Annotated in this window: 18 protein-coding genes, 4 tRNA genes and 1 pseudogene; 13 read left to right on the top strand and 10 right to left on the bottom strand. The window is 65.0% G+C overall.

Going from position 1 to position 18,138, the window contains the following annotated elements; genetic code table 11:
• Positions 1 to 124: 124 nt before the first annotated feature.
• The 3 genes from WT24_RS11405 (at position 125) to WT24_RS11395 (ending at position 1,303) form a co-directional block, all read left to right on the top strand.
• Positions 125 to 200: transfer RNA gene (locus tag WT24_RS11405), tRNA-Thr, on the top strand.
• A 152-nt stretch (positions 201 to 352) separates the two neighbouring features.
• Entirely contained in the window at positions 353 to 643 is a 291-nt protein-coding gene (locus tag WT24_RS34305) for a hypothetical protein (RefSeq protein WP_156441786.1), read from the top strand.
• A gap of 405 nt (positions 644 to 1,048) precedes the next feature.
• Positions 1,049 to 1,303, top strand: coding sequence for a GlsB/YeaQ/YmgE family stress response membrane protein (locus WT24_RS11395; protein ID WP_006476609.1), 255 nt, complete (start codon positions 1,049 to 1,051; stop codon positions 1,301 to 1,303).
• Positions 1,304 to 1,477: 174 nt separating this feature from the next.
• Here the strand turns inward: WT24_RS11395 and WT24_RS11390 are convergent.
• From WT24_RS11390 to WT24_RS11380, 3 genes and pseudogenes are all read right to left on the bottom strand, one after another.
• Positions 1,478 to 1,848 (bottom strand): annotated as a pseudogene (locus tag WT24_RS11390) (exo-alpha-sialidase); the annotation flags it as partial.
• Entirely contained in the window at positions 1,836 to 4,199 is a 2,364-nt protein-coding gene (locus WT24_RS11385) for a TonB-dependent receptor (RefSeq protein ID WP_060033533.1), read from the bottom strand. The pseudogene WT24_RS11390 and the gene WT24_RS11385, both read right to left, overlap by 13 nt.
• A gap of 128 nt (positions 4,200 to 4,327) precedes the next feature.
• Positions 4,328 to 4,720 carry a DUF2946 domain-containing protein gene (locus WT24_RS11380; protein ID WP_060033530.1) on the bottom strand — a complete coding sequence of 131 codons (393 nt, stop codon included), beginning with the start codon at positions 4,718 to 4,720 and terminating at the stop codon, positions 4,328 to 4,330.
• A 198-nt stretch (positions 4,721 to 4,918) separates the two neighbouring features.
• Between WT24_RS11380 and WT24_RS34865 the strand changes: the two genes are divergently transcribed.
• Entirely contained in the window at positions 4,919 to 5,065 is a 147-nt protein-coding gene (locus tag WT24_RS34865) for a hypothetical protein (protein ID WP_006476612.1), read from the top strand.
• Between the two features lie 223 nt (positions 5,066 to 5,288).
• Positions 5,289 to 5,882 (top strand): chorismate mutase, encoded by a 594-nt coding sequence (locus WT24_RS11375; RefSeq protein ID WP_059836830.1) that lies wholly within the window; start codon positions 5,289 to 5,291, stop codon positions 5,880 to 5,882.
• Between the two features lie 29 nt (positions 5,883 to 5,911).
• Here the strand turns inward: WT24_RS11375 and WT24_RS11370 are convergent, their stop codons facing one another.
• A complete protein-coding gene (locus tag WT24_RS11370) occupies positions 5,912 to 7,039 on the bottom strand; it encodes an exonuclease domain-containing protein (protein WP_060033527.1) in 1,128 nt (375 codons plus the stop codon).
• A 140-nt stretch (positions 7,040 to 7,179) separates the two neighbouring features.
• On the bottom strand, positions 7,180 to 7,383 hold the full coding sequence (locus WT24_RS11365; RefSeq protein ID WP_059499959.1) for a cold-shock protein: 204 nt from the start codon (positions 7,381 to 7,383) through the stop codon (positions 7,180 to 7,182).
• Positions 7,384 to 7,776: 393 nt separating this feature from the next.
• Between WT24_RS11365 and WT24_RS11360 the strand changes: the two genes are divergently transcribed.
• On the top strand, positions 7,777 to 8,043 hold the full coding sequence (locus WT24_RS11360; RefSeq protein ID WP_034206682.1) for a hypothetical protein: 267 nt from the start codon (positions 7,777 to 7,779) through the stop codon (positions 8,041 to 8,043).
• Between the two features lie 502 nt (positions 8,044 to 8,545).
• Entirely contained in the window at positions 8,546 to 9,697 is a 1,152-nt protein-coding gene (locus WT24_RS11355; RefSeq protein ID WP_059499958.1) for a porin, read from the top strand.
• A 108-nt stretch (positions 9,698 to 9,805) separates the two neighbouring features.
• Here the strand turns inward: WT24_RS11355 and greB are convergent, their stop codons facing one another.
• Positions 9,806 to 10,372 carry a transcription elongation factor GreB gene (gene greB, locus WT24_RS11350; protein WP_059499957.1) on the bottom strand — a complete coding sequence of 189 codons (567 nt, stop codon included), beginning with the start codon at positions 10,370 to 10,372 and terminating at the stop codon, positions 9,806 to 9,808.
• A gap of 128 nt (positions 10,373 to 10,500) precedes the next feature.
• Here greB and WT24_RS11345 point away from each other — a divergent pair.
• The 3 genes from WT24_RS11345 (at position 10,501) to WT24_RS11335 (ending at position 10,851) form a co-directional block, all read left to right on the top strand.
• A tRNA-Arg gene (locus tag WT24_RS11345) sits at positions 10,501 to 10,577 on the top strand.
• 60 nt (positions 10,578 to 10,637) lie between these two features.
• A tRNA-Arg gene (locus WT24_RS11340) sits at positions 10,638 to 10,714 on the top strand.
• Positions 10,715 to 10,774: 60 nt separating this feature from the next.
• Positions 10,775 to 10,851 (top strand) — tRNA-Arg (locus WT24_RS11335).
• A 193-nt stretch (positions 10,852 to 11,044) separates the two neighbouring features.
• Here the strand turns inward: WT24_RS11335 and WT24_RS11330 are convergent.
• The 4 genes from WT24_RS11330 to WT24_RS11315 form a co-directional block, all read right to left on the bottom strand.
• The gene (locus WT24_RS11330; RefSeq protein WP_059499956.1) at positions 11,045 to 13,411 is read right to left on the bottom strand and encodes a bifunctional (p)ppGpp synthetase/guanosine-3',5'-bis(diphosphate) 3'-pyrophosphohydrolase; all 2,367 of its coding nucleotides are present in this window, start codon (positions 13,409 to 13,411) and stop codon (positions 11,045 to 11,047) included.
• Positions 13,412 to 13,474: 63 nt separating this feature from the next.
• A complete protein-coding gene (gene rpoZ, locus WT24_RS11325) occupies positions 13,475 to 13,678 on the bottom strand; it encodes a DNA-directed RNA polymerase subunit omega (RefSeq protein WP_006025620.1) in 204 nt (67 codons plus the stop codon).
• Between the two features lie 58 nt (positions 13,679 to 13,736).
• Positions 13,737 to 14,420 carry a guanylate kinase gene (gene gmk / locus WT24_RS11320; RefSeq protein WP_046545150.1) on the bottom strand — a complete coding sequence of 228 codons (684 nt, stop codon included), beginning with the start codon at positions 14,418 to 14,420 and terminating at the stop codon, positions 13,737 to 13,739.
• A 7-nt stretch (positions 14,421 to 14,427) separates the two neighbouring features.
• Positions 14,428 to 15,351, bottom strand: a complete 924-nt coding sequence (locus WT24_RS11315) for a YicC/YloC family endoribonuclease (RefSeq protein WP_059499954.1) — start codon at positions 15,349 to 15,351, stop codon at positions 14,428 to 14,430.
• 173 nt (positions 15,352 to 15,524) lie between these two features.
• Here WT24_RS11315 and rph point away from each other — a divergent pair, with 173 nt between their 5' ends.
• The 3 genes from rph to hemW are packed head-to-tail and all read left to right on the top strand — an operon-like array spanning position 15,525 to position 18,133.
• Positions 15,525 to 16,265, top strand: coding sequence for a ribonuclease PH (gene rph / locus WT24_RS11310; protein ID WP_059499953.1), 741 nt, complete (start codon positions 15,525 to 15,527; stop codon positions 16,263 to 16,265).
• Positions 16,258 to 16,884 (top strand): RdgB/HAM1 family non-canonical purine NTP pyrophosphatase, encoded by a 627-nt coding sequence (gene rdgB, locus WT24_RS11305; RefSeq protein ID WP_059499952.1) that lies wholly within the window; start codon positions 16,258 to 16,260, stop codon positions 16,882 to 16,884. The genes rph and rdgB overlap by 8 nt, the downstream gene beginning before the upstream one ends.
• Before the next feature lie 34 nt (positions 16,885 to 16,918).
• Positions 16,919 to 18,133, top strand: a complete 1,215-nt coding sequence (gene hemW, locus WT24_RS11300; protein WP_059791578.1) for a radical SAM family heme chaperone HemW — start codon at positions 16,919 to 16,921, stop codon at positions 18,131 to 18,133.
• The last annotated feature ends 5 nt before the right edge of the window (positions 18,134 to 18,138 follow it).

Raw genomic sequence — 18,138 nt, 5'->3', positions numbered from 1 at the left:
TGAAGTGAAAGCGGAAAGTCCGCCGGATCGAGGGTTTCGCGAAGCAGCCGCAGCAAGCTGAAAAAATTTCGCAAAACCTATTGCCAAGATCGCGGATTTCACCATATAATTTCATTTCTCTGCTGCCGGTGTAGCTCAGTTGGTAGAGCAGCGCATTCGTAATGCGAAGGTCGTAGGTTCGACTCCTATCTCCGGCACCAAGACATAAAGGTCTGACAAGCATCGCTTGTCAGACCTTTTCTCTTTTCCGGCGCCGAAATCCTGAAGTCGTTCGACGACGCCCCGTCCGATCGCCGCTTACGCCGCGCGCGATCACATGCGCGTTCGGCAACCGCGCACGTAGCCTTGCTCGTTGCCGATCGTCGCGTCAGCCGTTCTCCACGCAACCTCGCTGACGCATCGGCACGACGTTTCCACGCACGCGACGGCCACCAGCGATCGCATCGCCCCTCGCGGTGCGCAGCGTCACGGCCTGCGCGGCGGCCATGGCGACGATGGCCAACTGGCCGACCTCGACGGCGCACGCAACGGCACCGTCCATCTCGGACGCGACGCACGCACCGACGACATGGCCGCAACGGTCGATCCCCCGCTCCACCGCACACCGCGACCGAAGCCCATTCTTCAGGATTCCGAACGATGACGGACATCGGATATGACCGCCCTACGCCGATCCGCGCCACACGATGCCCCGGATCGGCGAAGCGACGAGTCGTGCCGCCTCGCCCGTTTTGCACTGCTTTCGATCGAGGCGAGCGGCGATGCGCGACGGTCGCGCGACTGATTGCGACGCAGCCGACGGACTCCAGCGGCGGCCAATTCTTACAAATCCATTTCGCCAAACGTGGGCGCACGAATCGTGCCCTACGCAGACAAATCCCCTTGGCAAATCTGCTTAAGGATGCATAACATTACTTAACGATCCTGACCCGTCTATCGCGTTACATTGCGTGGGCGGCGCGGCGGTCGCAGCCGCTTTCAATCAGTTTTTCGGCATGCGGCAGCCGACGCGCGGTCATTTCGACTCAACCCCAAGGAGAGGACCACCATGACTCATGGCTTGATTATGTGGCTCATCATCGGCGCGATCGCCGGCTGGCTTGCCGGCTTGCTCGTGAAGGGCGGCGGCTTCGGGCTGATCGTCGACATCATCGTCGGCATCGTCGGCGCGGTCATCGGCGGGTGGCTTGCCGGACTGCTCGGCATCAGCATCGGCAGCGGCTTCATCGGCTCGGTGATCGTCGCGGTCATCGGCGCGGTGATCCTGCTGTTCGTGATCCGGCTATTCAGGCGAGCGGCCTGACGTTTCTCTCCCCACGCGCCTTCGGACGCGTTTTCGCATCGGGCCGGCGCGCGGCCGGCTCCGTCAGCGTTGCGTTTGCTGCCGCCAACCATCGAGCACGCCGGCCGCCAGCAATCCCCTTCGCGCACACCTTCGCGCCCGATCGATACGGTGCGCGGCATCCCCTCTTCATCCCGCATCGGGCGGCATCGACCACGATACGTATACCGCACGCCGGTCCGGGCTCGTCGCGTGCTTCGGGCGATTGTCGGCGCGCGTGTAGATCCGCTCCGGCACCGTGTAGACGGTGACGGGCGCGGACAGCGTGCGGCCCGCATCGTCGCGTGGGTCGACGACATGAGCACCGTCTACCCAGGCGACCCAAAGCGGGCACCGCGCGTCGAACGCGGCGCCGGTCGCGAGCGGCTGCTTCCTGCGCGGGGCGGCCTGCATGCTCATATGCGCGGCGACCGGATCGGCGGCCTCGGCCCACCGTGCGCGCCGGCGGGTGACAGCGCCGCCAACCACGGCGCACGGTCTGCCGCGAACGATTTCACAGCGACCATTTCAGTTCTCCATAGAAAGTGCGGCCCGGATACGGGTGGAACGTGTAGTAGCGGCGGTCCGTCAGGTTGTCGATGCCGGCCGACGCGCTCCAGTGACGATCGAAGCGGTAGCGCGCCTTCAGATCGACGACCGTGAACGAACTCGTCCCGCCGTAGACGTCCGGATTCACGTCGCTGTTGTCGAGCGTGTTGAACTGGCGTCCCGAATAGCGCACGCCGACGCTCGCGAGCCAGTGCTCGTCGAAGCGATACGACGCGAGCAGGTTCGCGCGCATGCGCGGAATGCGCGGGAAACGCGAACCGACGTAGGCCGGGTTCGCGGCATCGGCGAGAATCTGCGCGTTGCTCGCCGATACGTTCGCATCGACGTTGAACCCGTGCAGCCCGACGTTCTCGCCGCTGAACGCGAGTTCGACACCGCGTACGCGTACGCGGTCGACGTTCGAGATGTTCGTGACGGTCGTCGCGCCCGACACCGTCGTCTGGCTGTAGATCGAATCGCGCAGGTCGCTCTGGAACACGCTGGCACGCACGACGCCGACGCCCACGTCGCGCTCGGCGGTGAAATCCCAGTCGATCGCCTTTTCCGGCCGCAGGTTCGGGTTGTTGTTGACGATCGCGTTGTTCGAAATCGTGCCCTGGAACAGTTCGCCGACCGTCGGGAATCGCGTGCCGGTCGCGAACGACAGCCGGAAACGCCAGACCTCGGTCGCATCCCACTGCAGCGCGACTTTCGGCGACAGCGCATTCGCGCTGCGGTCCGCATAGCCGAGCGTGCCGTTCGCGTTGCCGAGCGCGCCGCCGTACGCATCCCAGCGCTCGTAGCGCAGCCCGAGCGTCGCTAACCAGCCCGGCGCGAAACGCCACGTGTCCTGCCCGAACAGCGCCTGCGTGCGCGTGTCGCCGCGATAGACGCTCGCGAGCGACGTGGTCGGCCCGGCCAGCCAGTCAGCCGTGTTGTACGTGACGTTGCGCAGGAAGTAGTTGTCGTAGTGATAGCCGAACGTGAACGCATGCCCCCTCACTTCGGGCGCCTCCGCCTTCAGGTCGAGCGTGCGCCAGCCGGTGCCGTCGCCCTGGAACAGCGTGCCCGCGCCGCCCTGCACGGTCGAGGCCGCGCGCAGCACATCGCGCGAGACGTCGTACGCCGACACGACGCCCGACAGCCGCCAGCCGGAATCGAGCCGGCCGTTCAGCCCGAGCGCATACAGCCAGTTCTCCTGGTCGCCACGCTGCGGCGCGAAGGCGTTCGGCGCGACGGTCATGTTCCGGTCGCCGATCGACACGTTGCCGCCGTAGACCGGATGGCCGGCCGCATCGCGCAGGAAGGTCTCGCCGTGCTGCCGATAATGGTTCTCCCAATGCCCGAGCGTCAGCGTCGCATCGACATGATCGGTGAACGCATAGCCCATCCGGACCGTCTCGTTGAGCTGCTCGGTCCGCTCGATCGTCTGTGCGCCGACGATCGTCCGCGGCTTGCCGTTGGGTCCGATGTCGGTCGCGGCGCCCGTCACGGGCACGGCGGCACCCAGTTTCGGGTTGTAGGCCGAATTGGGGCTCGCATACTGCATCGGCTGTCCGTCGTTCTCCAGCCGGTCGAGCGACAGCGCGAACCAGAACCGGCCGACGCGGTTCGCGATTCGCGCGGTCTGATGATTGCCGCCGAAGCTGTCCGCGAACCCGTAGCCGTCGTGGTAGCGCTGCGTAAAGAACTGCGTCGACAGCGACGCCTCGAGCCGTTCCGGGCGGCGCGTGGTGAGCAGCACGGTCGAGCCGATCGCATTGCCCGGATACAGCGCGGAAAAAGGGCCATAGAGCACGTCGACGCGCGCGATGTCGTCGAGCGGAATCAGCGACCAGCGCGGCGGATACGCATAGCTCGACCCGAGCAGGTTCGACAGCAGCACGCCGTCGGCATAGACGAGCCCGCGCGCGCTCTGCAATTCGTTGAAGTCGCGGCCCGCGAATATGCTGTTGCGGTCGCCGATGTAGCGCTTGCGAACCATCAGGTTCGGCGCGTACTTCAGCGCGTCCTCGGTGGTGACGTTGGTGTGCGCATCGATCTGCTCGCGCGTGATCGACGTGACGACGGCCGGCGTATCCGGGTCGACCGGTTGCCGTTGCGCGGTCACGCTGACGGCGGTCAGCGTATCGCCGGCCGGTGCGGCCGACGCAGCGACGCCAGCGGCAGCCGATGCGGCGGTGGCGGGACGGCCGACGCCACCGCTGCGGGCGGCTTCGGCGCGTCCATCGTCCATCGAAGCCGCGTGAGCGGCCGGCCATGCGAAAGCGGCCGCGCATGCAAGCGCGAGCCGGCCGCGCGACGGTCGCGCGGCAAGAGTAGACGACATGAGTGAGTTCCTGAAAACGTGATCGGACGCCGCCGGACACGAGCGCGCGAGCCGCGCACGAACGGCGCGACGCGCGGACCAGGGCCGCGGGCGGCTCGCGCGCCACCGGGGCGCGCGGACGACATCAATCAGACCGGAACGTTTTCAGGCGGGGCGCGCGGCTGCGCGAGACGGATGCCCTTGCGGCGCACATCGGCAACGATCGGCGCGGCTATCCGATACGCGAACGTGCACACGAAGCCCGGCATCGCGGGCAGGCTCGTACCCAGCGCGACGTTCGCCGCGAAGCCGGGGCAGTACACGCAATGCGGGACGCCGGCATGGTCGAACGACGACGTGTCGCGCTCGTCGCCCGCTTGCGCGAGCACGACCTGACGGGCGCCCGCTGCACTGCACAACTCGAGCGTGAGCGCGCCGCCGGAGCCGCTCGACGCGAGACGCGCGTAGCCGACGACGGGCGACAGTACGTTCAGTACCAGCGCCAGCCATACGAGGCCGATCCATCGCGTCGTTCGTCTCATCGCGGTCCAGAAAAAAGTGCGCGCAAGTATAACAAGCAGTCCGATTGTTGCCGATTGTGCAGCGTGCAATACCGGGCATCGCACTGCGCGTCTGAGCGCATGTGCCGTTAATACAACAGAGACAAAATCTAACGATTCGCCGCTGGCATAAATCCGAGCGCGAGGTTGATAATCATTGCACCTGCTGGAGAAACGATCATGGACGAAAGACCAACTCGCATGCCCCCGCCCGAGCAAGTGATGAGCCCGGATCCGGAACCCGTCGGCGTGGAATTTCTCGCCGAATTGCCCGAGCACGTTCGGGCATTCTTCGACGAGCAGCACAAGCTGTACGCGCCGAAGTGAACGTCAGTTCGGTTCTGTAACCGCCACGTGTCGATCATCGTTATCGTGCGGTTCATTCGTGCGCTTCGCGCGCAATTCGCCTCGCACCCGGGCCGCAACAGCCTGACGGTGCCGGATCAGCTCGCCGGCTGATTCTCCTGTCGCGACGCTGCGCCGCGCGACTGTCTTCGTCTATCCTTCTGGTTTTCCACGTCCGGCCCGCCCGGCTCTCCCGATCGTTCCGATGAAGCAAGCCATTCGTGCCAGCCTCGCTGTCGCCGTGCTCGGCGTCGCCCTCTTTTCGTCTCCTCATATCGCCCGTGCAGACGGCGACGACACCGCCCTCACCAACGTCGTGGCGCTCGCGTCGCAGCGCCTCGCGCTCGCCGAACCGGTCGCGCGATGGAAATGGGCGAATCACAAGGCCATCGAGGACCGGCCGCGCGAAGCGGCATTGCTCACCGCAGTCGAAAAACGCGCCGTCCAGGCCGGCGTCGATCCCGCATTCGCCCGCACGTTCTTCGAGGATCAGATCACCGCAAGCAAGGACGTGCAGAACGCACTGTTCGCGACCTGGCGCACGACGCGGCCGCCGGAAGGCACGCCGCCGGATCTCGCGACCAGCACGCGCCCGGCACTCGATCGGCTGACGCAGAAAATGCTCGCCGGTCTCGCGCAGGTCGCCCCGCTGCGCGATGCGCCCGACTGCCAGGCGCGGCTCGCGCGCAGCATCGCAAACTGGAAGACGCTCACGCGCTACGATTCCACGCAAACGCAGGCGCTCGATACCGCGCTGTCGCATGTGTGCGCCGCCGGCGGAGCCAGCGCGATCGGCTGACGCGGCCGGCGCGGATCGCGCCGTGGCGCTCAGTGCGCCGGCGTCAGTGCCATGAGCGGAATCACTTGCAGGCCGCGCGCGAGATGCGTCTGCAGCAGGCGATGAGTGAAGGGTTCGAACCCGCCGCCCGCCGCGTCGGCCACCAGCCGCGCGGCTGCATCGAGCGATTCCGCCGAACCGAGATAGCACCAGCCGTCGATCACATGAAACAGGCGACGCTCGCCGCTCGCCTCGAACGCGACAGCCCCCTCGAACGGCCAGGGCGCACCGCCCCCGCGAGCGGCGTCGACCGCCGGGCGCCGGTTGTACGACGGGCGCAAGCGGGCGATCCATTGCGCTTCGGCAAGCATCGCCCCCAGCTCGTTGCCGGTCTCGCGCCATTCGACGCGGCGCACCTGCTGCGCCAGCCGCATTTCCTTCGACGAGCGGCGCTCGCCGGTCAACAGCGCGCGCAGCCGCTGCCGTACGCGCACGCTGCGGCCGACATACAGCGCTTCGTCACGCTCGCCGAAGAGCGCATACGCGCCACACCCTGCCGGCGCGGTATCCAGCCAGGCCTCGGTCAGGTCGCCGCCCAAACGGAAGTGGCGTGTCGTCCGCGCAATCTGGTCGCGCAGCCGCTCGAGCGGCACGATGTCGTGCAGTTGGCGCCAGAACTGCCAGAGCAGGTCGGCATCGGCCAGTGCCCGGTGGCGCGCGGCCGGAACGAGCCCATGCCGCTCGATCAACGCATCGAGCCCGTGCCGCGATTCGCGCGGAAACAGCGCGCGCGACAGCCGCACCGTACAGAGCACGTCGGGATTGAACGCCAGGCCGGTACGCTCGAATTCGGCGCGCAGGAAGCCGCGATCGAAGCTCGCGTTGTGCGCGACGAACAACTTGCCATCGAGCCGCTCGAACAGCGCCGGCGCGAGCGACGCGAACGTCGGCGCATCGCGCACCATCGCGTCCGAGATGCCCGTCAGTTGCTGGATGAACGGCGGAATCGCCTGCCCCGGATTGACGAGGCTCGTCCACGTCGACACGCCGAGCGGCCCGATTTCGACCACGCCGATTTCGGTGATCCGGTGGTCGGCGGACGAGCCGCCGGTGGTTTCAAGGTCGACGAAGACGAGCGGCTGCTCACTGGCGGGATCGGACGGACGGGAATCGGACATGAAAAGACAAGGAAACGATGCTTCCATGAGTATGCACCGGCATGCGTACTCGCGGCCAGCCCGGCCGGTTCGTTCCGTCCCCGGAAAACAAAAAGCCCCCGCGATGCGGGGGCCGGACGTGATCGGCAATGCGAGGCGCGTCAGACCGCCTGGATATTCGCTGCCTGCTTGCCTTTCGGCCCGACTTTGACGTCGAACGAAACACGCTGGTTTTCCTTCAGCGTCTTGAAGCCTTCCATCCGGATTTCGGAAAAGTGCGCAAACAAATCTTCACCACCATTGTCCGACGTAATAAAGCCAAAACCTTTAGCATCGTTAAACCATTTCACGATACCGGTATCCATGTCTTCGTTCCCCACTCGATAAGATCAAAAAAGCTATTTTTATAGCCGTTTCCCGAAATCCCGAAACATCGCGCCAGCACCCGTACCAGCATGCCGCCCGAGGACGGAGTGCTGACTTTATAAATTGGACAATCCGGGTGCGTCAAGAAAATTTTTAGCGATCGCTTTCTCGAAAAGGCGCTAATACCACTGGAATCGGTACACCGTCGCCTTTGATTAATTGATGCGCATCAAAAACCTGTCAATATTACCGGGACCGGATCATCATTAATGCTGGGCGTGAAATTCCTACCGGGGACAAATCGATTCGGTAAAATCCTCGGGTTTTTTCCGGGTTGCAGAAATCCGGGGACGTTGCGATCCTGAATCAACGCCGAAAGGAAGGAGAGGGTCATGTGGTTGGACGGAATCATGCGCTTCGCGAGCCGGCTCGGGCGCGTACGTCGCAAGTCCCGCGCCTTGGCCGAGTCCGCGCGCGAAGCGCCGTGCGACACCGAATTCGATACGACGTGGCACGGCGATCACTGGCAGAACCTGCTCGCATCGCCTCTGGATGCCCGTCACTACGTGATGGAAGACTGGACCTACACGCCGCCGCCGATCGAAGCAGAAGACGCCGCGCCTGCGGGCAAACGCAAGCGCCGCTCGTACACGCCGTAGCGCACCGGGCAGCGGGACAAAAAAAAAGCGCGACTGGGAAGTCGCGCCGACAAAGGTTTGGAGATCTTTTCCGTCAACGAAAAAGTCTGCTTCGGAAAGCAGAGATTGCAGTATAGCGAGAGAACTACCTTTCATTATCCATGCCCCACACAAACCTCTATTGCCGATGTGTCAATAATCGCGCTATCGCGACTCCCGCCCGCTGTTGATCGTCTGTCGCAATCTCGCAACGCCCGCTCGGCAGTCCTGATCGTCACTTCCCTTCGCTGCACTGCCGCAAACCCTTACTGGGCAACCGTTTGCGCGGTTTTTCTGATTTTTGCGGATTCCAAAATACATTATTTCTTAAAGCGTAAGACACCCCTGCTCCGCACACTCCGTACACTGCAGACGGCTTTCTGATAAGCGCACCGCCGTTCTGCCGGACCGGCTACAGCGTCAAGCAAAACACGGCCAGTCCGCCGCAGGTTCGATCGACATCATCGTGTTTGGAGACATATCCATGAAAAAAACCCTGATCGTCACCGCGTTGTCGGGCGTGTTCGTTACCGCAGCCCATGCTCAAAGCAGCGTGACGCTGTACGGCCTGATCGATGCAGGCATCACCTACACGAACAATCAGGGCGGGCACAGCTCATGGTCGGAACGCAGCGGCCAGATCAATGGCAGCCGCTGGGGCCTGCGCGGCACGGAAGATCTCGGCGGCGGCCTGAAAGCAATCTTCGTACTGGAAAACGGCTTCAACATCGCCAACGGCACGCTCGGCCAGAACGGCCGCGAATTCGGCCGCCAGGCGTTCGTCGGCCTGTCGCAAGACCAGTTCGGCTCCGTCACCCTCGGTCGCCAATACGATAGCGTCGTCGACTACATCGGGCCGCTGTCGCTGACCGGCACGCAATTCGGCGGCACCCAGTTTGCCCACCCGTTCGACAACGACAACCTGAACAATTCGTTCCGGATCAATAATTCGGTCAAATATACGAGCGTCAATTTCGGCGGCCTGAAGTTCGGCGCGTTGTACGGCTTCTCGAACAGCACCCAGTTCTCGAACAATCGCGCATACAGCGCGGGCGTGTCGTATTCCTACGCCGGCTTCAATATCGGCGCCGGCTACCTGCAGTTGAACAATGACATCTCCGGGCTCACGTCGGCTGCGGTGACCAACAGCGCCGGCGCGGTGGCAGGCGACAACACGTTCGTCGGCAAGCGTCAGCGCGTGTTCGGCGGCGGCCTGAACTACACGTTCGGCCCGGCCACCGCCGGCTTCGTATTCACGCAATCGCGCGTGAACCGGGCGCTCGGCATCTCTGCGGGTGCGTCGGGCGTGTCGAACGGCCTGGCTCTCGACGGCACGTTTGCCCGCTTCAACAACTACGAAGTCAACGCACGCTACGCGCTCACGCCGGCCTTGTCGCTGGCCGGGTCGTACACGTACACCGCAGGCTTCCTGGACGGCCGCCATCCGGGCTGGAATCAATTCAACCTGCAGACCGACTATGCGCTGTCCAAGCGAACCGACGTGTATGTACAAGGCGTGTATCAGCGAGTCAGCACGGACGGCCTGGGCCTCGGCGCCTATGTCAATGGTCTCGGCGGCGCTTCGTCGACCAACAAGCAGATCGCGGTAACCGCCGGCCTGCGTCACCGTTTCTGACCGGAGCGGCTTCGGCACAAAAAGCGCCTCGCGAGGCGCTTTTTTTTCGGGGAGGGAAGCAGGTCTCGCGGACGGCCGGACGGCCCGGCGCAGCGCCGACCATGCGGTTCACGTCCGGCTGTCCGCGGCCGGGTAACGCACATCGAGGATATCGATCGGCTGCGGGCCGGCCGGCGTCATCAGCGTGACGGTATCGCCGATCCTCGCCTTGATCAGCGCGCGTGCGACCGGCGAAATCCAGCTGACGCAGCCGCGGTCGAGATCGACCTCGTCGATCCCGACGATCGTCACCGTGTGATCCTCGCCGTCCGGCGTCTCGTAATCGACCGTCGCGCCGAAGAACACCTGATCGACGTTCTCCTGCCGGCTCGCGTCGACGACTTCCGCGAGGTCGAGCCGCTTCGTCAGGAAGCGGATCCGGCGGTCGATCTCCCGAAGCCGCCGCTTGCCGTAGATGTAGTCGCCGTTTTCCGACCGGTCGCCGTTCGACGCGGCCCACGATACGAGCCGCACGACCTCGGGACGCTCGACGTCGATGAGGTTCAGCAGCTCGTCGCGCAGCCGCTTGTGGCCGGCCGGCGTGATGTAGTTCTTCGCGCCCGCCGGAATCGCGGGTTGGGCCTGGTCGAGATCGTCGTCGTCACCGTCCGACTCTTTGACAAACGCCTTGTTCATGATGCAGATTCAACGTGAATGACCGATCCCCAAGGGTACACGAAGGGCGGCCGACCGACGCCATGCCGCCTTATTCGCGAATAAGGCTTCCCTTTTTATACGACTCTGCTATACTTCCGCTTCTGCGTGCGGCTGTAGCTCAGTTGGATAGAGTACTTGGCTACGAACCAAGGGGTCGTGGGTTCGAATCCTGCCAGCCGCGCCACTTTTTCGAGGGCCTTCCCATCGCAGAAGGCCCGACAGTTGAAGCAGTACCGTTTTGCGTGCGGCTGTAGCTCAGTTGGATAGAGTACTTGGCTACGAACCAAGGGGTCGTGGGTTCGAATCCTGCCAGCCGCGCCACTTTTTTGGGGGCCTTCCCATCGCAGAAGGCCCGACAGTTGAAGCAGTACCGTTTTGCGTGCGGCTGTAGCTCAGTTGGATAGAGTACTTGGCTACGAACCAAGGGGTCGTGGGTTCGAATCCTGCCAGCCGCGCCACCTTAAAAGGGCTTTCCTCCGGGAAAGCCCTTTTTCTTTTTGCGCTCGCCTTCCCTCGCTCGCGCCATCGGCCCGGGCACCCTCGGCAAAGCGCCGGCAACGTCGGCCGCACGTTCGGCAGCCCCCAATGAAAACGGCGGCCATAGGCCGCCGTCCGTCGATCGTCGAATTCGCCCGCCCCCGCGCGTCGGCGTCAGTAATCCTGCCGCTCGCGCTCGATACGCATGCCGCCGTCATGGCGCGCGTGCGCACCGTCGTCGGTCGAACGCTCGCGCATGATCCGCATCACGTCCGGATTGGTTCTCACGCGCCGCATCACGTTCGCGAGATGCACGCGGTCGCTGACCTGGATCACGAAGCGCAGCACCGTCGATTCGTGCGTCAGATCCTCGTCCATCGCGATATGGACGATGTTCGCGTCGGCCGACGTGATGTCCGCCGCGACGCGCGCAAAGATGCCCTTCGTGTTCTTCACGAGCGCCTTCACCGCGACATCGAACAGGCGGCCCGGCTGCGGCGCCCACTCGACGTCGATCCAGCGCCCCGGATCGCGGCGATGGATGCGCTGCGCGACACGGCAATCCGTCGTATGAATCGCCATACCCAGACCGATGCCGATGTAACCCATGATCGCGTCGCCCGGAATCGGCCGGCAGCAGGCGGACAACTGCACGGACATCCCTTCGGTGCCGGTGATCACGACCGGCGGCGCGTGATGCGCAGGATGCCGCTCGGACTTCGGGAGATCGTCGTCCGCGTCGCGGCCGCTCATCAGCACCTCGATGCGCTTGGCCATCACCGCGGCGACGCGACGGCCGAGGCCGATGTCCGCGAAGATCTCCTGGCGGCTCTTGTTACCCGTCCACTGCACGAGCTTCTCCCACACTTCCGGCTCGATATCGGCCAGCGAGAGACCATAGACCTTCAGGCTCTGGTCGACGAGCCGCTCGCCCAGTTGCACGGACTCGTTCAGGCGCATCGTCTTCAGATAGTGGCGAATCGCCGAGCGCGCCTTGCCGGTACGTACGAAGCCGAGCCACGCGGGGTTCGGCTTCGAATACGGCGCGGTGATCACCTCGACGATGTCGCCGCTCTTCAATTCGGTGCGCAGCGGGAGCAGCTCGTTGTTGATCTTCACGGCCACGCACTGGTTGCCGAGATCGCTGTGGATCGAATACGCGAAATCGAGCGCCGTCGCGCCGCGCGGCAGCGCCATGATCTTCGACTTCGGCGTGAACACGTAGACCGCGTCGGGGAACAGGTCGATCTTCACGTGCTCGAGGAATTCGCTCGAATCGCCAGCTTCGCTCTGGATGTCGAGCAGCGACTTCAGCCACTGATGCGCGCGCTTCTGCACATCGCTGAGATCCGCGCTGCCGTTCTTGTACAGCCAGTGCGCGGCGACCCCCGCCTCGGCGATCTCGTGCATCTTGCGCGTGCGCACCTGGAACTCGATCGGCGCACCGAACGGGCCGACGAGCGTCGTGTGCAGCGACTGATAGCCGTTGATCTTCGGGATCGCGATGTAATCCTTGAACTTGCCGGGCACGGGCTTGTACAGCGCGTGCAGCGCGCCGATGCACGTGTAGCAGTCGAGGGGGCTGTCGACGACGACCCGGAAGCCGTACACGTCGAGCACCTGCGAGAACGACAGCTGCTTGTCGCGCATCTTGCGGTAGACGCTGTAGATGGTCTTCTCGCGGCCGGTGATCTCGGCGTCGATCTTCGCGTCGGCCATCGCGCGCTGCGCGGCCTCGAGGATCTTGCTGATCACTTCGCGGCGGTTGCCGCGCGCGGCCTTCACGGCCTTCTCGAGCGTCGCGTAGCGATGCGGGTTGAAGTTCGCGAAGCTCATGTCCTGCAGCTCGCGATACGTGTTGTTCAACCCGAGCCGGTGCGCGATCGGCGCGTAGATGTCGAGCGTTTCGCGTGCAACGCGACGGCGCTTTTCCATCGGCACCGCACCGAGCGTGCGCATGTTGTGCAGGCGATCGGCGAGCTTGACGAGAATGACGCGCACGTCGCGCGCCATCGCGAGCAGCATCTTGCGGAAGTTTTCCGCCTGCGCTTCCTCGCGGCTGCGGAATTCCATCTTGTCGAGCTTCGACAGGCCGTCGACCAGCTCGGCGACCTTCGGGCCGAACCGCTCGGCCAGCTCGTTCTTGGTCACGCCCTGGTCTTCCATCACGTCGTGCAGCAACGCGGCCATCACGGCCTGCGCGTCGAGCTTCCAGCCGGCGCAGATTTCCGCGACGGCGACGGGATGGGTGATGTAGGGCTCGCCGCTCTGGCGATATTGACCGAGGTGGGCTTCGTCGCTGAAGTGGAACGCCGCCTTGACCTCTTTGATTTCGTCCGGAGCGAGATATTCGGCAAGCACGGCCGTCAGTTTCGCGATCGAAACGACGCCGTGCTTGCGCGGCTGCTCGGGCGTGGCGGTCGGCCCGAACAGATGCCGGAAGGACTGTTCGAGGACCGCGTCGATGTACTGGCGCGCAGGCGACTGGGCCGGGGCTTCGGTGGTCGGATCCGCGGAGGCGGACGATGGGGTGGTGCTCATATTCGCCTCCAGGTCGAGTCGTTGCGCGCGTGGACTACATGGCTGGAACGGGCCGGATGCGCGTTACACCGGCACCTTCTTCAGCATCTCGACGCCGACCTGGCCGGCGGCGATTTCGCGCAGCGCGACGACGGTCGGCTTGTCGCGGCTTTCGATTTTCGGCGTATGGCCTTGCGCGAGTTGCCGCGCGCGATAAGTGGCGGCGAGCGCCAGTTCGAAGCGATTCGGGATTTGCTTCAGGCAGTCTTCGACGGTAATGCGAGCCATGTTGGTAATTCCTTCTGAATATAGTCCTTATTCTACCTTATGTCCCTCGTGCCCCGCGTCATTCCGCGTGGGGCAGATGGATGCCGAGCTCGATGAACAGCTCCGTGTGTCGCGCGTACTGCGAAGCAAAACGCAGGCGCGTCGCCGCGACGATGCATTCGAGTTCCGCGAGCGCACGCTCGAAATTCTCGTTGATCACCACGTATTCCGCTTCCGACGCGTGCGCGATCTCGCTGCCGGCGGCCAGCAGGCGTCGCGTGATCACGTTCGGTTCGTCCTGGCCGCGCTTCTTCAGGCGCTCCTCGAGGGCATCGAGCGACGGCGGCAGGATGAAGATGCCGACCGCGTTGCGGAACTGCTTCTTCACCTGCAACGCACCTTGCCAGTCGATTTCGAGCAGCACGTCGTGGCCGTTCTTCATCTGCTCTTCGATCCAGACGCGCGACGTGCCGTAGTAGTTGCCGTGCACTTCCGCGCTCTCGAGGAATTCGTGCGCCGCGTGACGCGCGCGGAAATCCTCGACGGTCGTGAAGTGGTAGTGCTGGCCGTCCTGCTCGCCCGGGCGCGGCTTGCGCGTCGTGTACGAGATCGACAGGCAGATGTCGCTGTCCTTCGACAGCAGCGCATTCACGAGCGTCGACTTGCCGGCGCCCGACGGTGCGACGACCATGAACAGGTTACCGGGATAGACGCCGCCGTGCAGCGAATGCGACGCGTGGCCGTCGCGATGGGATTCGGTCATGTTGCTTTTACTCCAGGTTTTGCACTTGCTCGCGCATCTGCTCGATCAGCAGCTTCAGCGCCATCGACGCGTCGGCGAGTTCCTTCGCCGCCGCCTTCGAGCCGAGCGTGTTCGCTTCGCGATTCAGTTCCTGCATCATGAAGTCGAGACGCTTGCCGACGCGGCCGCCCTTCTCGATCACGTGACGCGTTTCGTTCAGGTGCGCGGTGAGCCGCGACAACTCTTCCGCGATGTCGATCCGGATCCCGTACATCGTCACTTCCTGACGGATGCGCTCCGCGGCTTCCTCGCGCGTGACGACCGTCGAGCCGCCTTCGGGCGCCGCGAGGCCGAGCGCTTCCTGCAGCCGCTCGACGATCTTCTGCTGGTGCTTCGCGATCAGCTCCGGCACGAGCGGCGTGATGCGCGCGACGATCGCTTCCATCTCGGTGACGTTCGACAGCAGCATCGTCGCCAGTTGTGCGCCTTCGCGCGAACGCACGACGACGAGCTCGGCGATCGCTTCCTTGCCGCATGCGAGCACCGCGTCGCGGATCGCGTCGGCCGACACCCCGCTCTCGGCGAGCACGCCGGGCCAGCGCAGGATTTCGCCCGCGCGCAGGCGGCCGACGCCCGGGAACGAATCGAGCACCGCGCGTTCGAGATCGGCAAGCTGGCCGAGCGCCGACTGATTCAGCGCGCCCGCGCCGATGCCCTGCTCGCCGCGCTGCAGGTTGATGCGCACGTCGACCTTGCCGCGCGACAGCTTGTTCATCAGCATTTCGCGCAGCGCGGGTTCGCACGCGCGCACGTCGTCCGGCATCCGGAAATTGAGATCGAGGAAGCGCGAGTTCACGGTGCGCAGTTCGACCGACACGCTGGTGCCGCCGTTGCCGGTGGCCGTCGCGAGTTCGCGCGTCGCGCTCGCGTAGCCCGTCATGCTGTAGATCATGATTCGTCTCGCCGTCTGGTGCCCTCGCGGGCGGGGAATACATCGAGGCGCCCGGCGCATCGAAAGGCGCGGGGCGGGAAGCGCGCATTATCCCATTTTTGCGGACCGTCCCGCCGGGCGCGCCCGCCGTTCGGCGCTAAAATCGGGGTTTCCTCCCCTTCCGCGATTTCCCCATGACGTCTTCCGTTTCCCGCCCGAGCGGCCGCCGCGCCGACGAACTGCGCAAGGTCGCCCTCACGCGCCACTACACGAAACACGCCGAAGGCTCCGTGCTGGTCGAATTCGGCGACACCAAGGTGCTCTGCACCGCAAGCGTCGCCGAACGCGTGCCCGAGTTCCTGCGCGAGCGCGGGCAAGGCTGGCTGACCGCCGAATACGGGATGCTGCCGCGCGCGACCCACACGCGCAGCGACCGCGAAGCCGCCCGCGGCAAGCAGACGGGCCGTACGCAGGAAATTCAGCGCCTGATCGGCCGCGCGCTGCGCGCGGTATTCGATCTCGAGGCGCTCGGCCCGCGCACGATCCACATCGACTGCGATGTGATCCAGGCCGACGGCGGCACGCGCACGGCCAGCATCACCGGCGCGTTCGTCGCTGCGCACGACGCCGTGTCGACGCTGATCGCGGCCGGCAAGCTCGCACGCTCGCCGATCACCGACCATGTCGCCGCGATCTCGGTCGGCGTGTACGAAGGCGCGCCCGTGCTCGATCTCGACTACGCGGAAGATTCGCGCTGCGACACCGACATGAACGTCGTGATGACGGGCGCGGGCGGCTTCGTCGAAGTGCAGGGCACGGCCGAAGGCGTGCCGTTCTCGCGCGCCGAGATGAATGCGCTGCTGGACCTCGCCCAGGGCGGGATCGCCGAGCTCGTGCGGTTGCAAAAAGATGTCCTGGGCACGAGCCATGCCTGACGACCTCACCCTCGCGCCGCTGTCGCGCATCGTGCTCGCATCGAACAACCCGGGCAAGCTGCGCGAATTCACCGCGCTGTTCTCGACGGTCGGCATCGAGATCGTCCCGCAGGGCGACCTCGCGGTGCCGGAGGCGGAAGAGCCGTTCGGCACGTTCATCGAGAACGCGTTGACCAAGGCGCGCCACGCGTCGCGGCTCACCGGGCTGCCGGCGATCGCCGACGATTCCGGCCTGTGCGTGCGCGTGCTGCGCGGCGCGCCGGGCGTCTATTCGGCGCGCTATGCGCAGCGTGCGGGCCGCGCCAAGGGCGACGCGGCGAACAATGCGTATCTCGTCGAGCAGTTGCGCGGCGTCGACGACCGGCGGGCCTACTACTGCTGCGTGCTCGCGCTCGTGCGCCATGCGGACGATCCGGAACCGCTGTTCGCCGAAGGGCGCTGGGCCGGCGAGATCGTCGATACGCCGCGCGGCGAACACGGATTCGGCTACGACCCGTATTTCTACCTGCCGTCGCTCGGCGCGACGGCCGCCGAACTCGAGCCGGCCGTGAAGAACACGCACAGCCATCGCGCGCTGGCGCTGAAGGCGCTGCTCGCACGGCTCGCGGAGGAAGCATGACCGTCCCCGATATCGCTTCGCCGCAGGAGGTGGCATGAGCCAGGCCGCGGAAACCGGTGCACGCGTCGTCGCGACCTTCACGTCGCCCGGCCAGGTGCGCCTCACGTCGCTGCCGCCGCTCGCGCTGTACGTGCATTTCCCGTGGTGCGTGCGCAAGTGCCCGTACTGCGATTTCAACTCGCACGAATGGAAAGGCGAGCGGTTTCCGGAAGCGGAATATCTCGACGCGCTGCGTGCCGACCTCGAGCAGGCGCTGCCGCTCGTGTGGGGTCGGCAGGTGCATACCGTGTTCATCGGCGGCGGCACGCCGAGCCTGCTGTCGGCGGCCGGCCTCGATCGGATGCTGTCCGACGTGCGTGCGCTGCTGCCGCTCGACGCCGATGCCGAGATCACGCTCGAAGCGAATCCGGGCACGTTCGAAGCCGCGAAGTTCGCGCAGTTCCGCGCGAGCGGCGTGAATCGCCTGTCGGTCGGCATCCAGAGCTTCAACGAGGCGCACCTGAAGGCGCTCGGCCGGATTCACGACACCGCGCAGGCACGCGCGGCCGTCGAGATCGCCGCGAAGAATTTCGACAACTTCAACCTCGACCTGATGTTCGCGCTGCCGAACCAGACGCTCGACGAATGCCGCACCGACATCGAGACCGCGCTGTCGTTCGCGCCGCCGCACCTGTCGCTGTATCACCTGACGCTAGAGCCGAATACGCTGTTCGCGAAGTTCCCGCCGGTCGTCCCCGACGACGACGCGTCGGCCGACATGCAGGAATGGATTCATGCGCGCACGGCCGAAGCCGGCTACGAGCGCTACGAAGTGTCCGCATACGCGAAGCCGAATCATCAGTGCAAGCACAACCTGAATTACTGGCGCTTCGGCGACTATCTCGGGATCGGCGCGGGTGCCCACACGAAGCTGTCGTTCCCGAACCGGATCCTGCGGCAGGCGCGCTACAAGCATCCGGCGACCTTCATCGAGCAGGCGAAGGCCGGCACGGCCGTGCAGGAAGAGCGTGAAGTCGGCGCGCGCGACCTGCCGTTCGAATTCATGCTGAACACGTTGCGGCTCGTCGAGGGCTTCCCCGTGCACAGCTTCGTAGAACGCACGGGCCTGCCGATGAGCACGATCGAGCCGGCGCTGAAGGAAGCGGAGCGGCGTGGACTGATCACACGCGATTTCACCCGGATCGCGCCGACGCCGCTCGGCCAGCGTTTCCTCAACGACCTGCAGGAATTGTTCCTGCGCGACGACTGACCGGA

It is taken from the genome of Burkholderia sp. MSMB1078WGS, from assembly GCF_001528895.1.
In the GTDB taxonomy this organism is placed as follows: domain Bacteria; phylum Pseudomonadota; class Gammaproteobacteria; order Burkholderiales; family Burkholderiaceae; genus Burkholderia.
Note: the sequence above shows the minus strand (reverse complement) of the source record. Positions and strands in the feature narration are given on the sequence as shown.